21 protein-coding genes are annotated in these 19,980 nt (G+C 68.4%); 10 read left to right on the forward strand and 11 right to left on the reverse strand.

What is annotated here, in order from left to right; all coding sequences use genetic code 11:
- Positions 1–77: 77 nt before the first annotated feature.
- Positions 78–515, forward strand: coding sequence for a CPCC family cysteine-rich protein (locus BLV57_RS44065; protein WP_245757644.1), 438 nt, complete (start codon positions 78–80; stop codon positions 513–515).
- Between the two features lie 62 nt (positions 516–577).
- On the opposite strand, the gene BLV57_RS35205 is transcribed toward BLV57_RS44065, so the two are convergent.
- The 5 genes from BLV57_RS35205 to BLV57_RS35225 all read right to left on the reverse strand — a co-directional run bounded on the left by BLV57_RS35205 (position 578) and on the right by BLV57_RS35225 (position 5,433).
- The gene (locus BLV57_RS35205) at positions 578–1,570 is read right to left on the reverse strand and encodes an ABC transporter substrate-binding protein (protein WP_176968950.1); all 993 of its coding nucleotides are present in this window, start codon (positions 1,568–1,570) and stop codon (positions 578–580) included.
- A 29-nt stretch (positions 1,571–1,599) separates the two neighbouring features.
- Positions 1,600–2,586, reverse strand: coding sequence for an ABC transporter permease (locus BLV57_RS35210; protein WP_425426069.1), 987 nt, complete (start codon positions 2,584–2,586; stop codon positions 1,600–1,602).
- 62 nt (positions 2,587–2,648) lie between these two features.
- On the reverse strand, positions 2,649–3,416 hold the full coding sequence (locus BLV57_RS35215) for an ATP-binding cassette domain-containing protein (RefSeq protein WP_091296929.1): 768 nt from the start codon (positions 3,414–3,416) through the stop codon (positions 2,649–2,651).
- Positions 3,413–4,453: a class I mannose-6-phosphate isomerase gene (locus BLV57_RS35220; protein ID WP_091296931.1), complete on the reverse strand. Its 1,041-nt coding sequence runs from the start codon at positions 4,451–4,453 to the stop codon at positions 3,413–3,415. Before BLV57_RS35220 ends, BLV57_RS35215 begins: the two co-directional genes overlap by 4 nt.
- Positions 4,450–5,433, reverse strand: a complete 984-nt coding sequence (locus BLV57_RS35225; protein WP_091296934.1) for a LacI family DNA-binding transcriptional regulator — start codon at positions 5,431–5,433, stop codon at positions 4,450–4,452. Before BLV57_RS35225 ends, BLV57_RS35220 begins: the two co-directional genes overlap by 4 nt.
- A gap of 216 nt (positions 5,434–5,649) precedes the next feature.
- On the opposite strand from BLV57_RS35225, the gene BLV57_RS35230 reads away from it, so the two are divergent.
- From BLV57_RS35230 to BLV57_RS35245, 4 genes are all read left to right on the forward strand, one after another.
- On the forward strand, positions 5,650–7,989 hold the full coding sequence (locus tag BLV57_RS35230; protein WP_091296937.1) for a GH92 family glycosyl hydrolase: 2,340 nt from the start codon (positions 5,650–5,652) through the stop codon (positions 7,987–7,989).
- Positions 7,990–8,133: 144 nt separating this feature from the next.
- Complete coding sequence (locus BLV57_RS35235) at positions 8,134–9,054, forward strand: ABC transporter ATP-binding protein (RefSeq protein WP_091296940.1); 921 nt, start codon at positions 8,134–8,136, stop codon at positions 9,052–9,054.
- Positions 9,051–10,145 carry an ABC transporter permease gene (locus tag BLV57_RS35240; RefSeq protein WP_091296942.1) on the forward strand — a complete coding sequence of 365 codons (1,095 nt, stop codon included), beginning with the start codon at positions 9,051–9,053 and terminating at the stop codon, positions 10,143–10,145. Before BLV57_RS35235 ends, BLV57_RS35240 begins: the two co-directional genes overlap by 4 nt.
- Positions 10,146–10,317: 172 nt before the next feature.
- On the forward strand, positions 10,318–10,680 hold the full coding sequence (locus BLV57_RS35245; protein WP_091296945.1) for a DUF3817 domain-containing protein: 363 nt from the start codon (positions 10,318–10,320) through the stop codon (positions 10,678–10,680).
- Positions 10,681–10,734: 54 nt separating this feature from the next.
- Here the strand turns inward: BLV57_RS35245 and BLV57_RS35250 are convergent, their stop codons facing one another.
- The gene (locus BLV57_RS35250; protein ID WP_091296947.1) at positions 10,735–11,235 is read right to left on the reverse strand and encodes a MarR family winged helix-turn-helix transcriptional regulator; all 501 of its coding nucleotides are present in this window, start codon (positions 11,233–11,235) and stop codon (positions 10,735–10,737) included.
- A gap of 94 nt (positions 11,236–11,329) precedes the next feature.
- Here BLV57_RS35250 and BLV57_RS35255 point away from each other — a divergent pair, with 94 nt between their 5' ends.
- A complete protein-coding gene (locus BLV57_RS35255; RefSeq protein WP_091296949.1) occupies positions 11,330–11,632 on the forward strand; it encodes a thiamine-binding protein in 303 nt (100 codons plus the stop codon).
- Positions 11,633–11,689: 57 nt separating this feature from the next.
- Here the strand turns inward: BLV57_RS35255 and BLV57_RS35260 are convergent, their stop codons facing one another.
- Positions 11,690–11,920 (reverse strand): hypothetical protein, encoded by a 231-nt coding sequence (locus BLV57_RS35260; RefSeq protein WP_143047229.1) that lies wholly within the window; start codon positions 11,918–11,920, stop codon positions 11,690–11,692.
- Between the two features lie 168 nt (positions 11,921–12,088).
- On the opposite strand from BLV57_RS35260, the gene BLV57_RS35265 reads away from it, so the two are divergent.
- The gene (locus BLV57_RS35265; RefSeq protein ID WP_091296954.1) at positions 12,089–13,060 is read left to right on the forward strand and encodes a tetratricopeptide repeat protein; all 972 of its coding nucleotides are present in this window, start codon (positions 12,089–12,091) and stop codon (positions 13,058–13,060) included.
- 71 nt (positions 13,061–13,131) lie between these two features.
- Here BLV57_RS35265 and BLV57_RS35270 read toward each other — a convergent pair whose 3' ends face one another.
- Positions 13,132–13,407: a hypothetical protein gene (locus BLV57_RS35270; RefSeq protein ID WP_091296957.1), complete on the reverse strand. Its 276-nt coding sequence runs from the start codon at positions 13,405–13,407 to the stop codon at positions 13,132–13,134.
- 184 nt (positions 13,408–13,591) lie between these two features.
- Here BLV57_RS35270 and BLV57_RS35275 point away from each other — a divergent pair, with 184 nt between their 5' ends.
- Positions 13,592–14,476 (forward strand): helix-turn-helix domain-containing protein, encoded by an 885-nt coding sequence (locus BLV57_RS35275; protein WP_176968951.1) that lies wholly within the window; start codon positions 13,592–13,594, stop codon positions 14,474–14,476.
- A 17-nt stretch (positions 14,477–14,493) separates the two neighbouring features.
- Positions 14,494–14,679, forward strand: coding sequence for a DUF397 domain-containing protein (locus BLV57_RS35280; protein WP_176968952.1), 186 nt, complete (start codon positions 14,494–14,496; stop codon positions 14,677–14,679).
- Between the two features lie 55 nt (positions 14,680–14,734).
- Here BLV57_RS35280 and BLV57_RS35285 read toward each other — a convergent pair whose 3' ends face one another.
- Entirely contained in the window at positions 14,735–16,165 is a 1,431-nt protein-coding gene (locus BLV57_RS35285) for a neutral zinc metallopeptidase (RefSeq protein WP_091297536.1), read from the reverse strand.
- A gap of 157 nt (positions 16,166–16,322) precedes the next feature.
- Here BLV57_RS35285 and glgP point away from each other — a divergent pair, with 157 nt between their 5' ends.
- The gene (gene glgP, locus BLV57_RS35290) at positions 16,323–18,833 is read left to right on the forward strand and encodes an alpha-glucan family phosphorylase (protein ID WP_091296966.1); all 2,511 of its coding nucleotides are present in this window, start codon (positions 16,323–16,325) and stop codon (positions 18,831–18,833) included.
- A 71-nt stretch (positions 18,834–18,904) separates the two neighbouring features.
- On the opposite strand, the gene BLV57_RS35295 is transcribed toward glgP, so the two are convergent.
- Entirely contained in the window at positions 18,905–19,300 is a 396-nt protein-coding gene (locus BLV57_RS35295) for a rhodanese-like domain-containing protein (protein WP_091296969.1), read from the reverse strand.
- On the reverse strand, positions 19,297–19,842 hold the full coding sequence (locus BLV57_RS35300; RefSeq protein ID WP_091296972.1) for a cysteine dioxygenase: 546 nt from the start codon (positions 19,840–19,842) through the stop codon (positions 19,297–19,299). Before BLV57_RS35300 ends, BLV57_RS35295 begins: the two co-directional genes overlap by 4 nt.
- Positions 19,843–19,980 lie beyond the last annotated feature (138 nt).

The following is a 19,980-nucleotide window of genomic DNA, read 5'->3' on the forward strand; positions in this document are numbered from 1 at the left end:
CAACGCTTCCACGAGAGGTCGCTGTTCGGCCACAGAACCGAACAGTCCCGAACGATCCCGAACACGACGGTCCGGCTGTGCGCGGCCGGATATTCGGCGCGACCTCGGACCCGAGCGTGCATGATGAACAAGTGTCGGATGATCGAATGGCAGGAAACCAAGATCCGCGCCCTGTGGTCCGTGGGCCGAACGACGATCCGTCGCTGTCAGACGAGGAGCTGGTGGCTCAGCGAATGGGTTGGTTTCACGCTTACCTGAGCCAGAAGAACGTCTTCGCGCCACGTGGCGGCGGGCCGTACACCTGCCCATGCTGTGGCCACGCGACTCTTGACGAGCGAGGCGGGTACGACATCTGCCGCGAATGCTGGTGGGAAGACGACGGGCAGGACGACCACGACAGTGCCGTTGTCCGGGGCGGACCGAACGGACGCACCAGCCTTGATGAGGCGAGGGCCGACTACGTGGCAGGCGGTGGTGTGCGCGAGACGCATACCCCGCCCAGCCTGCCCGAGTGAGCTGGCCGAATAGGTCGTGCGCGTTGCGGGCGGTTAGAACCGCCCGCAACGCGCACGAGCCCTTAGCACTTCTGCTTGTAGAAGTACTGGGAGTTCGCGTCCAGGGTGTCCTTGGTGATCGAGTGGAGCTGCGCGGTCAGCGTGCGCGTGACCGGCTTGCCTTCCAGCGCCGCGATCGCCTGCTGGACGCCCTGCTGGCCGATGGCGGCCGGGTCCTGGGCGATGAGGCCCTGGTACTCGCCCTTCTTGAGGCCCTCGACCTCGGACGGGGAGGCGTCGAAGCCGATCAGGTTGACCGCGCCGACCTTGCCCGCGTTGCGCAGGCCGGTCGCGGCGCCCTCGCCGGTGTTCAGGTTGGTGGCGAAGATGCCGACCAGGTCGGGGGTCGACGCGAGCGCCGCGGTGACCTTCGAGGCGGCCTGGTCGGGCTCGTTCTGGGTGAACTGGACGCCGGCCGACTTCAGGTTCGGGTGGTTGGCCAGCTCGTCCGTGAAGCCCTTGGCGCGGGCGTTCGTGGTGGACGTACCCGCGATCGTGTCGAGCACGAGCACCGAGCCGGGCTTGTCGCCGACCAGCTTGGCCAGCGTCTGGGCCGCGAGCTTGCCGCCCTCGGTGTTGTCCGACGAGATGGACGCCTCGGCGACGCTGGTGTCCTTGAGGGCCGTGTCGACCTCGATGATCTTGGCGCCGCGGGTCTTGACCTGCTGGATCGGGGCGAGCATGGCCTGGGCGTCTGTCGGGGCGATGAGCAGTGCCGACGGCGGGTTCGAGCCGAGCGCGTTGACGAGCTGGGTCTGCATCGCGGCGTCGAACTTCTGCGGGGCCTGGGTGGTGAGCTCGTAGCCCGCCTTCTTGGCCTCGGCCTCGGCGCCGCACTGCATCGAGATGTAGAACGGCTCGGCCTGCACACCCGGGATGAGGGCGAGCTTCTTGCCTGCGGCGGGCTTGGCGGAGTCGCCGCCGGAGCCGGTCTGGCCGACCGTGCCGGAACCGCAGGCCGTCAGGAGCGCGGCGGCGGAGAACATGGCTCCCGCCACGAGAAGGGTCTTCTTCATTGTCAGTGCCTCACTTCGTTGTGGGGGGACTAGCGGGAGTTGCGCTTGCGACGGCGCTGCTGGTCGAACCAGACCGCGGCGATGAGGACCGCGCCGACCGCGATCATCTGCCAGAAGTCCTGGACGTGGGTGATGTTGAAGCCCTTCTTCAGCACCGCCGGGATGAACACGCCGATCACCGTGCCCAGCACCGAGCCGATACCGCCGAAGAGGGAGGTGCCACCCATCACCGTCGCCGCGATGGCGTTGAGGTTGTCGGTGGTGTGCGCCGAGATCGTGGTCGACGCGTAGTACGCCAGCGACATGAACCCGGCGATGCCCGCCAGGAACCCGGTGAGCGTGTAGATCTTCAGCAGGTGCGCGGTGACACCGATGCCGACGCGGCGCGCCGCCTCGGCGTTGGAGCCGACCGCGTAGGTGTAGCGGCCGAACTTGGTGGTGTGCAGCAGCCACGCGCCGATCAGGGTGATGACCACCGCCACCAGCACCAGGTTCGGCACCCCGCCGAAGGACGTGCCGTAGCCGAGCGTCTTGTTGAGCTCGGTCGGCACGCTGCGCACGTCGGACCCGTTGTTGAGCAGGTACGCCGCGCCGAGCGCGCCGCCCATGGTGCCGAGCGTGACGATCAGCGGCGGGATCTTGGCCACCGCGATCAGGAAACCGTTGAGCAGGCCCCACGCCGTTCCCGCGACGACCGCGGCCGCGAGACCGGCGAAGATGATGCCCCACCCGGCTTTGGTCGCGTCGCCGTCCGGGCTCAGCGCCTCCATCGTCTTGCCCGCGACCATGCCCGCGAAGATCAGCACGGAGCCGACCGACAGGTCGATGCCGCTGGTGATGATCACGAACGTCATGCCGACCGAGAGCACCAGCAGCACCGAGGTCTCGATGAGCAGGGTCTGGAAGGTGAACAGGGTCGCGAACTCGTTCGGCGCGATCGCGGTGAACACCACGATCAGCGCGATGAGCACGAGCGCGATCCAGAACGTGTTGGCCGCGGCCAGCCTCGTCCACATCGGACGCTTCTCGAACCCGTCCACGGTTGACTGGATGGCGGGCTTGTCCTTGGTGGCCACGGTCACGCCGCCTCCTCTTGCACGAGCGCGCCGGTCATCGCGGCGACGAGATCTTCGAGCTTGGTGTCCTCGGCCTTGAAGCGGGCGACGCGCTGGCCGAGGCGGAGCACCTCGATCCGGTCGGCGACGCTGAGCACCTCGGGCATGTTGTGACTGATCAGCACGACCGCGATGCCGCGGTCGCGCACCTTCTTGATGACGTCGAGCACGCGCTCGGTCTGCACCACGCCCAGCGCCGCGGTCGGCTCGTCCATGAACACGACCTTCGACGCCCACACCACCGAGCGCGCCACGGCGACGCTCTGGCGCTGGCCGCCCGACAGCGCGCCGATCGGCACGTCGGTGCTCTGCAGCGTGACGCCGAGCTGCTTGAACTCCTCGATGGCCTGGCGGCGCATCTCGGCCTTGTCCAGCATCCCGAGCTTGCCGAGGATGCCCTTGCGGTGGATTTCCCTGCCCAGGAACAGGTTCGCGGCCGGGTCCAGTTCCAGTGCGACAGCCAGGTCCTGGTACACGGTCTCGATGCCGAGCTCGCGGGCGGTGGTCGGCGAGTCGAGGCGGATCTTCTCGCCGTCGAGCACGATGTCGCCGGAGTCGGGCTGCTCCGCGCCGGACAGGCACTTGACCAAAGTGGACTTGCCAGCGCCGTTGTCACCGATCAGCGCGGTGACCTCGCCCGCGCGGGCCTGGAACGAGGCGCCGCGCAGTGCTTCCACGGAACCGTAGTGCTTCACCAGATCGCGTGCGTCGAGCAGGATCTCGGCGCTCATGACTTGTTCCTTTTCTCGGGTGCGGCCGGACGGCAGCGGATCACCGTCACGTCTCCTTCCACAGTGGACTCACCGGCGTCGTGGGGAACGACGTAGGTGTCGCCCTTGGCGAGCGCGTACTCGCCGCCGTGCTCGGTGCGCAGCGTGCCCGCACCGTCCATCACGACCAGTACCGCGAAGCTCGGGTCCAATGACAACGTTGTCGAAGGCCGCAACTGATCGGCCCGGAAGAATTCATCGCTGCCTGCCGCGAGCAGGTCTACAGTGGACGAGCTGTCGTCGGCCGTGTGCTTGATGATGCTCGTGAGCCGGTCGGTGTCCCAGCCGGACGTGTCCAGCGTTTCGATCGCGGTCTCGAAGCCGAGTCCCAAGTGGCCCTTTTCGGGGCTGGCCAGGAAGTCGCGCCATTCGAGGGTGAGCGAGAAGTCGGTCGGCTGCTGCAGCTCGACGACGAATACGCCCTCGCCGATCGCGTGCGGCAGCCCGGCCGGGATGTAGACCGTGTCACCCGCCTGGACCGGGATGCTGTTCAGCGCGTCCAGCATCGCGGGCGCGTCCTGCGTGCGTGCCCAGTCGTTGACGGTCGCCTTGCTCACCGTCTCCTTGAAACCGGGGTAGACGCGCGGGTCGTCGCCGTAGGTGCCGACGATGATCCAGGCCTCGGTCTTGCCGAAGTGCGAGTCGAAGTGCCGCCGCGCGAACGAGTCGGACGGGTGAAAGTGCACCGGCAGGCGCTGGCCCGCGTCGAGCAGCTTCACCAGCAGGCCGGTCGACACGCCGAGCGCGTCGATGTGCTTCTGGCCGAGCCACGCGACCGGGCTCGCGATGATGGCGTCACGCAGCCATTCGCCGTCCGGGAGCCTGGTCAGGCCGTTGGTCTCTTGGCCGAACATCGTGGTGGCCGAGCCGACCCAGTCCTCCGGGCCGAACTTCTCCGAGGTCGAAGCGCCGCGCAACGCCGCGATCGCGTCACCGCCTCGGTAGAACTGCGGCGGCTGGTTCGCCGGGAGCCGGATCGGCTCGAGGTGCGTGGTCACGGGGCGACCTCGCCGGAACCACGGGCTACGAGATGCACGGGCAGGACTACCTTTCTCGGGGTTGACTGATCTCCTTGGACCCGCGCGAACAGCAGTTCCGCCGCCGCGTGGCCGAGCGCGCTCACGTCGTGCGCGACCACCGTGACCGGCGGGTCGAGCAGATCGGCGAGCTCGAAGTCGTCGAAGCTGACCATGGCGGGCCGCTTGTCCGCGTGCGCGAGCGCGCGCAGCAGGTGCACGGCGACCCGGTTGTTGCCCGCGATCACCGCGGTGGCGGCGTCGGGACCGGTGAGCAGCAGCTGGACCGCGTCGGACACGCTCTCGGCGGTCGGCGTGCGCATGACCACCAGCCGCTCGTCGAACGCGATCCCGGCGCGGGCGCAGCCTTCGCGGAACCCGCGCAGGCGCTCACCGGCGGTGTAGATGTCCGGGCTGTCCGCGAGGAAAGCGATGCGCCGGTGACCATGCCTGACCAGGTGCGTCACCGCTTCGACCGTGCCGCCGATGTTGTCGACCAGCACCGTGTCGGCCACGATGTCGCCTGCCGGGCGGTCGATGAACACCACCGGCGTGCCCGCGCGCATCTCCGGCACGAGATAGCCGTGCTGCATGCCGGCGGGGACGACCAGGATGCCGTCGACGCGGCGTGCGCAGAACTCCAGCGCCAGCTCGCGCTCGCGGTCGGAGTTCTCCTCGGACGAACCGGTGAGCACCTGACGCCCGAACGAGGTGGCGATCTTCTCGACGGCCCGGTTCAGCTCGGAGTAGAACGGGTTGCCGACGTCCTCGACGATGAGGCCGATGGTGCCCGTGGTCGAGCCGCGGCGCAGGTTGCGCGCGCCGAGGTTGCGGCGGAAGCCGAGCTGCTCGATGGCGGCCATCACGCGCTCGGCGGTGTCCGGGTGCACGGCGGGCTCGTCGTTGACGACCCGGCTGACCGTCTTGATGCTGACACCGGACAGCCTGGCGACGTCACTCATCGTGGCTCGCCTGCTCGCGGTCTTGGGGGTGGCGCCATGGCCACCCGGCGACAACGTTGTCATAGTGGCTGGGATTGGACACCAGATGTCGCATTCCTGTCAATCCCCCGGCTGTCCGGAACCGGACAGGCTCTCACTGGGCGCTTGACTGCCCGGTGAGCGATTGTCGAAGGTAGCGGCGACGACAAGGTTGTCATCGGCGGTCGGGAGACGAGAATGCGGAGCAGGGTTTTGGCCGGGGCGCTGGCGCTCGCGGTGGTCGCGGCGGGCCTGTCGCCGGTGACCGCGCAGGCGCGGCCGGGTGACGCGCTCGAAGCGGTCAACACGTTCATCGGGACCAAGGACGACGGGAACACCTTCCCCGGCGCGTCGGCGCCGTTCGGGATGACGTCCGTGTCGCCGATCGGGAGTCACTACGCGGGCTGGCGGTACGACGACCCGGCCATTCGCGGCTTCGGGCACTTCTTCCTGTCCGGCGCCGGCTGCTGGGAGCAGGGCGGGCTGGTGTCGATGCTGCCCGCCACCGGCGCGTTGCCGCAGGTCTTCGACCACAAGCAGTACGCGTCGCCGTACACGCACGATGGCGAGGTCGGGAAACCCGGCTACTACAAGGTGAAGCTGACCGGGTACGGCGGCATCGACGTCGAGGCGACCGCGTCGACCCGGACCGGTGTCGAGCGGTACACCTTCGCCAAGCCGGGTGACGCGCACGTGTTCGTCAACGTCGGGCAGGCCAACGACAAGGAGCCGGTCACGGCGTCCTCGATCCGCGTGGTCGACTCGCGCACGGTCGAAGGAACCGTTGAGTCGCAAGCGTTCTGTGGTGGCAAGCCGTACACGACGTTCTTCCGGACGACGTTCGACAAGCCGTTCAAGTCGTTCGGCACGTGGTCGCCGGCGGGCAACGCGGCCGGCTCGAAGGAGTCCACGGGCGGCGCCGGTCTGCGTGGCGCCTGGCTGGACTTCGACGGCGCCCAGGTGACCGCTTCAACCGCGCTGTCCCATGTGGACGCCGAGGGCGCGCGCAAGAACCTTGAGGTGAAGCCGTTCGACCGTGCCCGCGAGGACGCACAGCGCGTGTGGCGGCGCGAGCTGTCCTCTGTGGACATCACCGGCGGCGCCAACGACGACCGGACGGTGTTCTACACGTCGCTGTACCACGCGCTGCTGCAACCGTTGACCGGCAACGATGCCGACGGTCGCTATCGCGGTTTCGACAACAAGATCCACCGCGCGATCGGCTGGACCTACTACGAGTTCTTCTCGCTGTGGGACACCTACCGCACGCAGAACCAGCTGCTCGCGCTGCTGCGGCCGTCGCGGGCGAAGGACATCGCGAAGACCGTGCTCGCCATTCACGACCAAGGCGGCTGGCTGCCGCGCTGGGCCTACGCGAACCAGGAGACGAACACGATGACCGGCGACCCGGTCGTGCCGTTCCTGGTCGACCTGTGGCGGTTCGGCGCGCTGAACGGCTCGGAACTCCAGGCGTACCAAGCACTTCTGCAGAACTCACGCGAGGTGCCGCCCGCTGCCTCGCCGTTCCAGGGCCGCTCCGGCAACCCGTCGTACCAGAAGGACGGGTTCGTCCAGTACGACCCGAACTTCCCGAAGAAGGGCCAGGACACCGACCCGAACCACGGCGCGTCGGCGACGCTGGAGTACGCGCTCGGCGACTGCTCGCTCTCGATCATGGCCGCCGCGCTCGGCAAGAAGGACGACGCGAAGGCGTTGGCGGAGAAGGCACGCACGTACCGCACGCTGTGGGACTCGTCGTTGACCGACCGCGGTTTCTCCGGCTTCTTCCGGCCGAAGGTGCTCGGCGGCGCGTGGTTCACCCCGGCCGACAAGCCGTTCAACCCGCAGAGCCAGGACGGGTTCCACGAGGGCACGTCGTGGCAGTACCAATGGCTGGTGCAGCAGGACATCCCGGGCCTGACGCAGCGCATGGGCGGGGCCGAGGCGGTCGGCAAGCGGCTGGACGACTTCTTCGCGTACACCGACCTGGTCAAGGACCCGGCGACGACCGTGCGCAAGGAGTGGGTCGTCGGGCCGTACAACTACTACAACCAGTTCCGCTACAACCCGAACAACGAGCCGGACCTGCACTCGCCGTGGATGTACGCGCTCACCGGGCAGCCGGGCAAGACCTCGGCGGTGGTCAGGGCGGCGCACACGCTGTTCACCAACGCGCCGAACGGCGTGACCGGCAACGACGACCTCGGGACCATGTCGGCCTGGTACGTCTTCAGCGCGCTGGGTCTCTACCCGGCGGTGCCCGGCACGGGACAGTTCGTCCTGAACGCGCCCCGCTTCTCGAAGTCGGTGCTGCACCTGGAAAACGGGCGTGACGTGACGCTGCGGGCCCCGGGCGCGGACGCTGCAAAGCTCCAGTACATCTCAGGGCTCAACGTGGCCGGGCGGGCTTCGGACCGCGTCTACGTCGGGCTGGAGCAGCTCACCCGGGGCGCCACGCTGGACTTCACGCTGTCGGCGACCCCGTCCTCCTGGGCGACGGCGCCCGGTTCGGCCCCAGCCTCCCCCTGCGCCGGGTAAGACCGGGATAAAGCGGGCTTTATCCCGGAAAAGCGTCGGGATAAAGCCCGCTTTATCCCGGGCCTGTCAACCAAAGGTGGATGCTGGGTGGCGGTTAGGTGCAAAACGCCGAGGTGAGGGGGCTGGTCGCAGTAGCGTGCTGGCATGAGTACGGGAGTCAGCACACGTTTGGCGCTCGCCGTGGACGACATCCACATGACCTATGGCGAGCTGAAGGCCGTGAACGGGGTGTCGTTCACGGTCGAGGAGGGGGAGTTCTTCGGCATTCTCGGGCCCAACGGCGCCGGGAAGACGACGACGCTGGAGATCGCGGAGGGCCTGCGTGAGCCGGTCAAGGGGTCGGTCGAGCTGCTCGGCGAGAAGCCGTGGCCGCGCAATCTCAAGCTGCTGCCCAGGATCGGGGTGCAGCTGCAGGCGTCGGCGTTCTTCGAGAAGCTCACCGCGCGCGAGCAGCTGGAGACGTTCGGTGCGCTGTACGGGGTGAAATCGCACCGGGTGGGCGAAATGCTCGAACTCGTCGGGCTCACCGAGAAGGCGAGCACGCCCGAGGCGAAGCTGTCCGGCGGGCAGCGGCAGCGGTTGTCGATCGCCTGCGCGCTCATCCATGATCCGGACATCGTCTTCCTCGACGAGCCGACGGCCGCGCTCGACCCGCAGGCCCGGCGCAACCTCTGGGACGTGCTGCGCGAGATCCAGGCGCGTGGCAAGACCATCGTCTACACCACGCATTACCTCGACGAGGCCGAGATCCTCTGTGACCGGGTCGCGATCATGGACCACGGCGAGATCCTCGCGATGGACACGCCCGCCAGGCTCGTCCGGGACCTCAACGCCGCCACGCACGTCATCCTCGAACCGGGGACACTGCCGCTCGACCAAGCGAGGGCGCTGCCCGGTGTCGACGAGGCGCACGAGACCGACGTCTCGCTGACCATCTCCACCCGCACGCCGGCGCCGGTGCTCTCCGCGCTGGCCGACCGCGGGACCCTCGACGGACTCCAGGTGCGCACCGCCACCCTCGAAGACGTCTTCCTCGAGCTCACCGGCAGGGAGTACCGGGCATGACCGTCACCGAAACACCCAAGAAGACCGAAGCGGCCCAGCCGGCGCTGAGCCCGTTCCAGAGCCTCGCCCGCGCGATGATCAAGGGTTTCGTGCGCGACAAGGCCACGCTGTTCTTCACCTTCCTGTTCCCGCTGATGTTCCTGGTGATCTTCGGGCTCATCTTCGGCAACGCGAGCACGTCCAAGACGACCATCGGCGTGGTCGGCGACGGCCCGGTCATCCAGTCGCTCGGGCAGTCGCCCGCGCTGGAGCTCAAACGCCTCGCCACCGCGGACGAGGCCGCGCAGCAGGTGAAGGACGGTGACCTGCCCGGCTTCGTCGCCGAGAACGGCACCGGGATTACCTTGCGGTTCGCCGCGAGTGACCAGGCCAAGGCGGGGATGATCGTCGGCATGGTCAACGGGGTGGTCGACCAGGCGAACATCGCCGCCACCGGCCAGCCGCCGCGGTTCACCCTGCAGACCGCGCAGATCGAGGACTCCTCGCTCAAGCCGATCCAGTTCCTCACCCCGGGCATCCTGTCGTGGGCGGTGTCGATCGGCGCGGTATTCGGCGCCGCGATGACGCTGGTGAACTGGCGGCGCAAGCAGGTGCTGCGCAGGCTGCGGCTCGCGCCGATCAGCCCGGTCACCGTGCTCGGCTCGCGCGTGGTGGTGACGCTCGGCGTCGCGCTGGCGCAGGCGGTGATCTTCGTCGGGATCGCGTCACTGCCGGTGTTCGGGTTGAAACTCTCCGGTCAATGGTGGCTCGCGATCCCGTTGCTCATCTTGGGAGCGCTGGCGTTCTTCTCGATCGGCATGCTCGTCGGCGCGTTCTGCAAGACCGAAGAGGCGGCCAACGGGGCGGGAAACCTGGTGATCCTGCCGATGGCTTTCCTGTCCGGCTCGTTCTTCCCAACAGATGGACTGCCTGGCTGGCTCAAAGCCGTTTCGAACATCTTCCCGATGAAGCACCTCAACACCGGGATGACCGATGTCATGGTGCGGGGTAAGGGTTTCGAGGCGTTGCTCGTGCCGGGCGCGGTGCTGATCGCGTTCACCGTCGTGATCGGATTTATCGCCTCAAAGGTGTTCAAATGGGAGGACTCTTAACCGGCTGAACCGGGGGTCGTGAGCATCATCACGGCCCCCGGTGTTCCGGTGAGGGCCGTCACGCCTCACACTGGGATCACAACGTCCGACAGCGCTGTTGACGTCCAACGGGAGTCCCCCGTGGACAGTGCTAGTCGGACTCTTTTTTGTGCAGACCTCATGGGAGGAAGTCGTGTCCAGCAAGGCCGCTCTCGTATTCCGCGTGGCCGCAGTCGCCGAAGCCCTGTCCTGGGCCGGTTTGCTGATCGGGATGTTCTTCAAGTACGTCGTCGAAGCGGGCCAGGGTGGAGTCCCGGTGCTCGGCATGGTCCACGGCGTGGTGTTCGCCGTGTACGTGCTGGTCTCCCTCTCCGTGGCCAAGCCGCTCGGCTGGCGTCCGAAGACCCTGGTGCTGGCGCTTCTCTCCAGTATCCCGCCGCTGTTCACCTGGCTCTTCGAGAAGTGGGCGCTGCGTAACGGAAAGCTCGACGGCCCCGGCCGTCTCGCGCACGGTGGCACGGGCCTGTTCGAGGTCCGCGAGACCGTCGCCGCGTAAGGCAACGCAAAGGGCCGCCATCTTCCCGGGAAGATGGCGGCCCTTTGCGTTGCGTCAATCCGTGAAGTCGCCTGTGGCCTTCCTCACCTTGGTGAGCAGCTCGGTCAGCTGCTCGGTCTGCCGGTCGGTCAGCCCGGTCAGCCCGAAGTCGATCGCGGTGACCGCCTCGGTGGCCTCCTCGCGGCGGGTGCGGCCGTCGTCGGTGATCTCGACGAGCGTGGTGCGGCGGTCGGTCGGATGCGGCACGCGCTTGACGAGCCCGTCCTTCTCCAGCCGGTCGACGATGTTGGTCACGCTCGTCGGGTGCAGCTGGAGCCGCTCGCCCATGACCCGCATCGGCAGGCTGGACCGCCTGGCGAAGGTCAACAGCACCAGCGCCTCGTAGCGGGCGAAGGTCAGGCCGTGCGGCTTGAGCGCACTGTCCACAGCGGACTGAATGATCTGCTGGACGCGCATCACCCCGGTGACCGCGGCCATCGTGGTGGACGGACCGATCCGCTCCTCCCACAGCTGTGCCGCGCGGGCGATCGGGTCGAACGGCAGCGGGTGGCTCATGACGTCTGAAGTTACCAGCGGGTACCGCGTTTGTGCGGCAGGGTGGGGATAAATCCCCCCTGCTTTTCAAAAAGCACAGCGTGCAGGAGTCCCCATGATCGTCGCATTCTCAGTGAGCCCCTCCGGCGGTGACCCGGACGGAGGCGTGAGCGAAGCCGTCTCGCGCGCCGTGCGTGTCGTCCGCGAGTCCGGGCTGCCGAACTCGACCAACGCCATGTTCACCAACATCGAGGGCGAGTGGGACGAGGTGATGGCCGTCGTCAAGCGCGCGGTCGAAGCGGCGGGCGCCGGCTCGGCCCGCGTCGGCCTCGTGCTCAAGGCCGACATCAGGCCCGGCTTCGAAGGCCAGCTGGAGGCCAAGGTCGAGCGCGTCGAGGCGCACCTCAAGGACGCATGAGAAAGGGCTGGGCCGGTATCCGCGGGATACCGGCCCAGCCCTTCGCGACGGGTTCGCTCAGTTGCCGATCGAGCGGATGAACATGTACCAGCCGTCTTCCTGCGTGTACACGCACTTCGTCGCCAGGTCGGCGCTGCCGACATAGCCACTCGCCGCCAGGCAGGCGGGCTCGTTCAGGTACTTGGCGTAGAACTTCCAGTCGTAGGCCGCCGCGACGCCGGTGGTGGAGCCGAGCACGACAGCCGCGGACGCGGTCAGGAAGGCGAAACGCCTCAAGGTCTTCTTCATCCCGAAGATCATTTCAGGGTCTCGCCGGTGACCTGGGATAATTGTCGACCAACCACTCGGTCGGGTGGAAGGTTTCCGACCATCGATGCGCGCTGTCGGTTCGATCATCGTGCTGATCGCCTGTCCCAGCCCTGAAACCCACCCGCGCGCGTGTGCCAGGATGGAACCGTGACACAACCACGCGGATCTGCAGCCAAGTCAGCGGCGGTGTCCGCCGCGCTATCCGGGGCGGTCGACCTGTCCGCGCTCAAGGCCCGTGCCGACGCGGCGCGGCAGCAGCCTGCCGCGGCCGCGCCCCCGTCGCCGCCGCGCGAGGGCGGCGCGCCGGCGAGCTCGGCCGCCGTGATCGAGGTCAGCGAGGCCACCTTCCAGGCCGACGTCGTCGAGCGCTCGATGAACCAGCTGGTCGTCGTCGACCTCTGGGCCGAATGGTGCGGCCCGTGCAAGCAGCTCAGCCCGGTGCTGGAGCGGCTCGCGGCCGAGTCGAACGGCGCGTGGGTGCTGGCGAAGGTCGACGTCGACGCCAACCCCCGGATCGCGCAGCTCTTCGGCGTGCAGTCGATCCCGACGATCGTCGCCATCGGCGGCGGCCAGCCGGTCGACGCCTTCTCCGGCGCGCTGCCGGAGCCGGAGATCCGCAAGTGGCTGGGTTCGCTGCTCGACGTGCTGCGCGACAAGCTCCCCGGCATCCGGGCGGCCGAAGAGGGCGCCGAGCCGGTCGAGGAGCCGGAGGACCCGCGGTTCACCGAGGCCGAGGACGCCTTCGAGCGCGGTGACTACGCCGCGGCCGAGGCCGCCTACGAGCGCATCCTGGACGTCGAGCCGGCCAACGAGCTGGCCAAGGCCGCGCTGGTGCAGGTCCGGTTCGCCGCCAGGGCCGAGCAGGCCGACGCGTTGGCCGTCGAGCGGGCCGCCGCGAACCCGGACGACCTGGACGCCCAGATCGCCGCCGCCGACTTCGAGATCGCCGAGCAGCTGGTCGAGGACGCGTTCGCCCGGCTCGTCGAGGCGGTGCGCCGTACCTCCGGCGACGACCGCAACCGGGTCCGCACGCACCTGGTGGAGCTGTTCGAGCTGTTCGACCCGTCGGACGAGCGAGTGCTCAAGGCGCGCCGCAATCTGGCCAGCGCGCTCTTCTGATCGAACAACGGACTCAGCGGGCTTTCCCGCGCCGGGAAGCCCGCTGAGTCCTGGTCTCTTCTAACGCACTTCTAACGCAGCGCCAGTACGGCGACGATCACCTCGGCGACCGTGCCGGTGGTCTGCCACAGCGGGTCCTTTTCGTTGTCGCCGTAGTCGTTCACCCGCCACCGGGCCGCCGTCGCGCTGGTCATCGAACTGATCGTGTACGTGTCGACCGACTCCTGCCGCCAGCGCTCCGCGTGGATGACGGGGGCGTCGGCGAGCGGCACGGCACGGAAGCCCGCTCGCATCGCGCGTTTCATCGCTTCGATGTGGGGGCGCTCTTCCTCGGATATCGGGCCCATGTCTGGCATCACCTCTTCGGCCGGGTCCGTTCACCCTCCTGCGCGAACAGTGTTTTTGCAACGTCCTCGACAATGAGAATTCTCAATGCCACTCGAAAGAGTGAAGCTGGGACGGTTCATCATTCGGCTACGCTCACCCCTGCCGAAAATGACGATCCACAGAGGACATGGGCAGGAGACAACGATGGCCGACGGCCAGGCGGCGGAGCCGACGTCGCCGAGTGTCCGGCTCCGGCGGATAGCCCGCGTGCTGCGGGAATGGCGTTCGCGCACCGAGTTCACCCAGGACGGCGCCGCCTCGCTGGCGGGCTGGTCGAGGGCCAAGCAGTCCAGGCTGGAGGCGGCGACCCCGCCGATCCGGCCGGCCGACGTGATGACCTTGGCGCTGGTTTACGGCATTCCCGAAACCGAGCGTGAGGCACTGTTCAACAGCGCGCAAAGCGCGCAGGCTCCCGGCTGGTGGGGCAGTGTCGAGCGGGGCGCGCTCGCCGCGGACGTGCTCGACTACGTCCAGCTGGAGGCCGAGGCGACCGGGCTGCGCACGTTCAAGGTCGACATCGTGCCCGGCCTCTTCCAGAACCGTGACTACGCCGCGGCGGTCGCCCGCGCGTTCGTCCCGTCGTTCCCGGAGGAGGTCACGCGCAGTGGTGTGGAGGCGCGTATCCAGCGGCAAACCCGTCTGGCCGACCAAAATCCACTCCGCGTCGAGGCGATCCTCACCGAGGCCGTGCTCCACCTGGAGGTGGGCGGGCCCGAGGTGATGCGGCGCCAGCGCGGCCGTCTGCTGGAGCTCGCGGAGCTGCCGAACGTCGAGCTGCGGGTGATCCCCACCGGCGCGGGCGCCTACGCGTCGATGGGGGTGCCGTTCAACATCCTGAGCTTCAACGGCACGCCAACGGATCCGGATGTCGGGTATGTCGAGCTGCTCGGCCGTGGCGTCTATTTGGAACGGTCGGAAGACATTGAGCCGTATAACCTTGCCTTCGGCGGTTTGCGGAACGTCGCACTGAGCACAGAGGACACCTCCGCGCTCATTTCCGCGCTGCCGCACACGAAGACGGGCACTTAGGCGGAAGCGAGCACATGATGGCCGTGAGCACCGGTGTTTGGTTCAAGAGCAGCTACAGCGGCGGCGCCAACAACGAATGCGTCGAGGTCGCGTACCTCGGCGACGGTGTCGGCGTGCGTGACACAAAGGACCGTGTCGGCGATTCACTAACCCTGCCACCAGCAGCCTGGGCTGCGCTTCTGGTGGCGGTGAAGGAAAACTAGGCACAAAGAAAGCGGGCTCTCCCTGACGAGGGAGAGCCCGCTTTTCCGTGAGTGATCAGCCGAACTGCGTCGAGCAGACCGGCGAGCCTTCGAGGTAACCCTTGCGCAGCGCCTCGACCCGCTGGAACCCGCTCGGCGGCCGGACGCCGTTGCCGTCGGCCGAGATCAGGCTGTTCGGCAGCAGCAGGTCGGCGATCGCCTCGTCGAGGTCACCGGCCGAGAGCTTCAGCTTCTGCCCGGGGGGCGGGTTCTTGGCGAACTTCGCCCACGCGCCGACCAGGCACGCGGTGCGCAGGCCCGCGTTGGCGTTGTCGAGCGAGGCGCCGACGCCCTTCTGGATGCCGAGCACGTAGCGCGACGCGACCTCGGCGAACGCGGCGAAGTCGCCCATGCCGCCCTGGTCCTCGCCCTGCCACTCGGCCTCACGGTCGATGCGCTGGGCCAGGATGTTGAGTTTTTCGCCGTCGATGCTGACCGTGTTGTTGTCCGCGCAGTAGGTCGCGGGCGGGGTGCTCTTCGGGCCGCAGTTGCCCGCGCCCTCGTCGACGATCTGCGGACCGGGCACGCCGGCGCCCTTGAACGCCTCGTCGAGGCTCGACTTCAGCAGCGCGACCGTGTCCTTGGTGAACTTGGTGTCGCCCTTGCCCTTGTCGCCCTTGACGAACGGCTCCTCGGTGACCCGGGCCTTGATGTTCTCCTCGTTCATCCCGGCGCATTCCTTGGGGCCCTTTTCGAAGCCGGTCTGGAAGGCGTAGGTCCGGTCGAAGGCCGAGCCGTGCGCGCCCTGCTCGGTGGCGCTCTTGCCCGCGGTGTCGCGGATCAGGAACATCGACGCGAGCACCGAGCTCAGGCCATCGGAGGTCGACAGCCGCAGGTACTTGCTCTTCTCCTCGGCGATCCAGCGCATGTACCCGCCCGCGAAGCAGTCGGCCTGCTGCTCCTTGACGATGGTCGGGGTGTTCTTGCCGACGCCCGCCTTCTGGCCGAGCCGGAACTGGATGGCGTGGCCGAACTCGTGCGCGAGCACGGTCACCACCGACATCGGGCCGAAGCGCTTGTTCAGCATCTTCAGCAGCCCGCCGCGGTCCCAGGCGACGGAGTCGTCCGGCGGGCAGTAGAAGGCGTTGACCTGGCCCTTCGTCGAGCCGCACGCGGTCTTCTGGTCGGCGCCCTTCGAGTCGTAGGAGACCAGGATCTTGACGGGGTCGAACTTCTGGCCGCCGAACTCGGCGGGCAGCTTCTCGGTCCAGTAGCCCTGGACGTCCGCGATCGTGGCGATCGCGAGCTCGTCCTCCGGTGTGTTGCCGTTGTTCCTGACCTGCAGATCCGGTTTCGGCGCGCCCTGCTTGAGCCCGCTCTCGAAATGCGTCACGGGCAGGCCAGCGATGTCTCCCGGGCTCGTCTTCGGCGTGTCGCCGCTGACGCCCAGCCCGCCGCCGCCGTCCTTGCAGGCGGTGCCCGCGACTAGGACCACAGCCAGGGCCATGGCGATTTTCCCGAACCTGTTCACTCGTATTCCCCAACCAGTCAGACCGTTACAGAACCCGGCAGACGCACCATACTCAGGGCTTTTGCGGTTCGCCCACGGAATGCCCATGTCGGTGGTCACAGCGCCGAAGATTCACGAGCGCTAAGGTCGCCGGATGCGAGCAGTTCGACGCTTCACCGTGCGCGCGAGCCTCCCGGAATCCTTGTCGGGCCTTGGCGCGCTGGCGACCAACCTCCGGTGGACCTGGCATCCGCCGACGCGTGACCTCTTCGCGTCGATGGACGCGGAGCTGTTCAACCGGATCCGCGACCCGCTGCGCATGCTGACCGCGCTACCGCCGTCCCGGCTGGCGAAGCTCGCCGTCGACGAGGACTTCCTCGCGCGCTCGCGCGCGGCCATCGAGGACCTCGAGCACTACCTCACCGAGCCGCGCTGGTACCAGGAGCAGGACGGTGAGCTGCCCGACGCCGTCGCCTACTTCTCGATGGAGTTCGGCGTCACCGAGGCGCTGCCGAACTACTCGGGCGGGCTCGGTGTGCTCGCCGGTGATCACCTCAAGGCCGCGTCCGACCTGGGTGTGCCGATGGTCGGGGTCGGGCTGCTCTACCGGGCCGGGTACTTCCGGCAGGCGCTTTCGCTCGACGGCTGGCAGGTCGAGCATTACCCGGTGATCGACCCGACCGCGTTTCCGCTGGAGCTGCTCACCGAGCGCGGGCGGCCGGTGCTGGTCGACGTCGCCATGCCTGCCGGGCGCGTGCTGCACGCGCAGGTGTGGAAGGCGCGCGTCGGGCGGATCCCGCTGCTGCTGCTCGACACGGACACCGATGCCAACGACGAGGATCTGCGCAAGGTCACCGACCGGCTCTACGGCGGCGACGCCGATCACCGTATCCGGCAGGAGATACTGGCGGGCATCGGCGGGTTCCGCGCGGTGCGGAAGTACTGCGAGCTGACCGGGCATCCGCAGCCGAAGGTGTTCCACACCAACGAAGGCCATGCCGGGTTCCTCGGGCTGGAGCGGGCCCGCGAGATCATCCAGGCCGACCAGCTCGGCTTCGACGAGGTGCTGCCCGCGGTGCGCGCCGGGACGGTGTTCACCACGCACACCCCGGTCAGCGCGGGCATCGACCGCTTCCCGGTCGACCTGGTGCAGCGGTACTTCGGTGACGGCAGGCTGGTGCCGGACGTCGAGCTGCGTGCCGTGCTCGCGCTCGGCGCGGAAGAGAACCCGGGCATGTTCAACATGGCCCACATGGGCTTGCGGCTCGCGCAGCGCGCGAACGGGGTGTCCGCGCTGCACGGGCGGGTCTCGCGGCGGATGTTCTCCCGGCTGTGGCCCGGTTTCGACGAGGACGAGGTGCCGGTCTCGTCGGTCACCAACGGCGTTCACGGGCCGACTTGGGTCGCGCGTGAGCTGAGCGCGTTGCTCGGCGAGGTCGGCGAGGGTGGCCTGCGCGAGCGGGTCGGCGACGACGCTTTGTGGGCGTTGCGACGGGATCTGCGCGAGAAGCTCGTCTACGAAGTGCGGCGGCGTGTGCGCGCGGCTTGGCTGCAGCGCGGCGCGTCGCCGCTGGAACTCGGCTGGACCGAGACAGTGTTCGACCCGGACGTGCTGACGGTCGGCTTCGCGCGCAGGGTGCCGACGTACAAGCGGCTGACGCTGATGCTGCGCGACCCCGACCGGCTGCGCGCGCTGCTGCTCGACGAGAAACGGCCGATCCAGGTGGTCGTCGCGGGCAAGTCGCATCCGGCCGACGAGGGCGGCAAGGCGCTGATCCAGCAGATCGTCCGGTTCGTCGACGATCCCGCGGTGCGCCACCGGATCGTCTTCCTGCCCGACTACGACATGTCGATGGCGCGGTATCTCTACCGCGGCTGCGATATCTGGCTGAACAACCCGGTGCGGCCGCTGGAGGCCTGCGGCACGTCCGGGATGAAGTCGGCGCTGAACGGCGGGCTCAACCTGTCGATCCGCGACGGCTGGTGGGACGAGTGCTACGACGGCAGCAACGGCTGGGCCATCCCGACCGCCGACGGCGTCACCGACCCGCTGCGCCGCGACGACCTCGAAGCCGCGGCGCTGTACGAACTGCTCGGCCAGCAGATCGCGCCGCTGTTCTACGACCGCGATTTCGAAGGCGTGCCGGGCGGCTGGATGTCGATGGTCTGGCACACCCTGGAGACTCTGGGCCCGCGTGTGCAGGCCTCGCGCATGGTCCGCGAATACGTCGAGTCCGGCTACGTTCCCGCCGCCCGCATGGTCGCGGCCGCGACGTCCGACGGCTATAAGGGCGCGCGCTCGCTGGCGGAATACCGCACGAAGCTGGGCACCTCGTGGCCGCAGGTGCGGATCTTCGACTCGGAGCTGATCGTCGGCGCCAAGGAGCCGCTGGTGGTGGGCACCGAGGTCCAGGTGCGCGCCCGGATCGACCTGGCAGGCCTCGATCTGTCCGAAGTGGACGTTCAAGCGGTGGTCGGCAAGGTGGGCGACGGCGACGAGCTGAGTGACGTGGTGACCGTGGCCATGCACCCGGACGGCATCGGCGCCTTCGCGGCCGAGATCCGGCTGCCCTACGCGGGCTCTTTGGGTTACACGGTCCGGGTGCTGCCCAAGCACGAGCTTCTGGCGAGCCCCGCCGAACTGGCCCGCGTGCACCTGGCCTGACCCAGGGTCGTGCGCGTTGCGGGCGGTTCTAACCGCCCGCAACGCGCACGAGCTTTTACCAGCGCAGGACGTCACGGAACCGCGGGGGTCCCGCCTTCCTGGGTGGGCAGCCCGGCCGCTTTCCAAGCGCGGTAACCGCCGACGAGATCGGTCGCGTTCTTCAGCCCCAGTCGTTGTAAGTCGGCCGCGGCCAGCGAAGACGCCCAGCCTTCGTTGCACACCACCACGACCGGCAGCTCCGGTGTCACCTCGGGCAGGCGCCATTCGCTCGACGGGTCGAGCCGCCATTCCAGGTGGATGCGCTCGATCGGCACCGAACCGGGGATCTCGCCCTCCTCGGTCCGGTTGACGATCGGGCGGATGTCCACGATCAGCCCGCCCTCGTGCTGCAGGCGCTGCGCGTCGACCGGCTCCGCACGGTCCAAAGTGGACCGCGCGGCGGTGATCGCGTCGTCGATGGCGCTCATCGGCTGATCAGGGCGGGCAGTGGCGGGATCTCGGCGGGCACGTCGGCCAGTGTGGCGTACTCGCGCGTCGCGACCAAGGGCGGCGAGTAGGCGTGGACGCTGGCGGACGGCTCGTCGCCGATGCCGATCACCTGGTGCGCGCGGCCGGCGCCGAAGCCGATGCCCTGGCCCGCGGTGTGCGTGCGGCGGCGGATCGGGCCGCCGGGGTAGCGGTACTCCTCGCCGAGCTCGCCCTGGAGCACGGTGAACGCGCCGGATGCGCCGCCGTGGTCGTGCGGCTCGGTGTGCTGGCCTGGCAGCCAGGACAGCAGCCACAGCTCGACGCCGTCGGTGAGCGCGAGACGCGCCCACCATCGTCGTTCCTCGTCGAAGCGGAGCAGCCCGCGCAGGCTGGTGGTCAGCTCGGTGGTGACCGTGGAGGTCAGGTCGTTCAGCTCACGCGCCGTCCACAGCAGGCGCGAGGGGTGCAGCAGGTCGGGCAGCAGCGGGTCGGTGAGCTGCGGGTGGATCTCGAGTTCGGCGGCTGCCAGTGACTGGGTCATCGTCAGGTACTCCCCGTGGGATGGACGCCACGAAGACACGCGCGACACGGCTTGAAGCGGTGGCGTGGAGGAAAAGTGTGGTTACCGGCCGTGTCGCGCGGCGGTACAACAGCTCGACGCGACAAGGACCAGATCGAT

It is taken from the genome of Amycolatopsis xylanica (assembly GCF_900107045.1).
GTDB lineage: Bacteria > Actinomycetota > Actinomycetes > Mycobacteriales > Pseudonocardiaceae > Amycolatopsis > Amycolatopsis xylanica.

Excerpts from the sequence above, each read along its gene's own strand:
- BLV57_RS35295 (WP_091296969.1), bottom strand. The coding sequence starts at position 19,300 with ATGAGCGCCATCGACGACGCGATCACCGCCGCGCGGTCCACTTTGGAC.
- glgP (WP_091296966.1), top strand. The coding sequence starts at position 16,323 with ATGCGAGCAGTTCGACGCTTCACCGTGCGCGCGAGCCTCCCGGAATCC.
- BLV57_RS35215 (WP_091296929.1), bottom strand. The coding sequence starts at position 3,416 with ATGAGCGCCGAGATCCTGCTCGACGCACGCGATCTGGTGAAGCACTAC.
- BLV57_RS35205 (WP_176968950.1), bottom strand. The coding sequence starts at position 1,570 with ATGAAGAAGACCCTTCTCGTGGCGGGAGCCATGTTCTCCGCCGCCGCG.
- BLV57_RS35285 (WP_091297536.1), bottom strand. The coding sequence starts at position 16,165 with ATGGCCCTGGCTGTGGTCCTAGTCGCGGGCACCGCCTGCAAGGACGGC.
- BLV57_RS35225 (WP_091296934.1), bottom strand. The coding sequence starts at position 5,433 with ATGAGTGACGTCGCCAGGCTGTCCGGTGTCAGCATCAAGACGGTCAGC.
- BLV57_RS35230 (WP_091296937.1), top strand. The coding sequence starts at position 5,650 with ATGCGGAGCAGGGTTTTGGCCGGGGCGCTGGCGCTCGCGGTGGTCGCG.
- BLV57_RS35210 (WP_425426069.1), bottom strand. The coding sequence starts at position 2,586 with ATGTGGACGAGGCTGGCCGCGGCCAACACGTTCTGGATCGCGCTCGTG.
- BLV57_RS35260 (WP_143047229.1), bottom strand. The coding sequence starts at position 11,920 with ATGAAGAAGACCTTGAGGCGTTTCGCCTTCCTGACCGCGTCCGCGGCT.
- BLV57_RS35270 (WP_091296957.1), bottom strand. The coding sequence starts at position 13,407 with ATGGGCCCGATATCCGAGGAAGAGCGCCCCCACATCGAAGCGATGAAA.
- BLV57_RS35280 (WP_176968952.1), top strand. The coding sequence starts at position 14,494 with ATGGCCGTGAGCACCGGTGTTTGGTTCAAGAGCAGCTACAGCGGCGGC.
- BLV57_RS35300 (WP_091296972.1), bottom strand. The coding sequence starts at position 19,842 with ATGACCCAGTCACTGGCAGCCGCCGAACTCGAGATCCACCCGCAGCTC.
- BLV57_RS35255 (WP_091296949.1), top strand. The coding sequence starts at position 11,330 with ATGATCGTCGCATTCTCAGTGAGCCCCTCCGGCGGTGACCCGGACGGA.
- BLV57_RS35235 (WP_091296940.1), top strand. The coding sequence starts at position 8,134 with ATGAGTACGGGAGTCAGCACACGTTTGGCGCTCGCCGTGGACGACATC.
- BLV57_RS35240 (WP_091296942.1), top strand. The coding sequence starts at position 9,051 with ATGACCGTCACCGAAACACCCAAGAAGACCGAAGCGGCCCAGCCGGCG.
- BLV57_RS35275 (WP_176968951.1), top strand. The coding sequence starts at position 13,592 with ATGGCCGACGGCCAGGCGGCGGAGCCGACGTCGCCGAGTGTCCGGCTC.
- BLV57_RS35250 (WP_091296947.1), bottom strand. The coding sequence starts at position 11,235 with ATGAGCCACCCGCTGCCGTTCGACCCGATCGCCCGCGCGGCACAGCTG.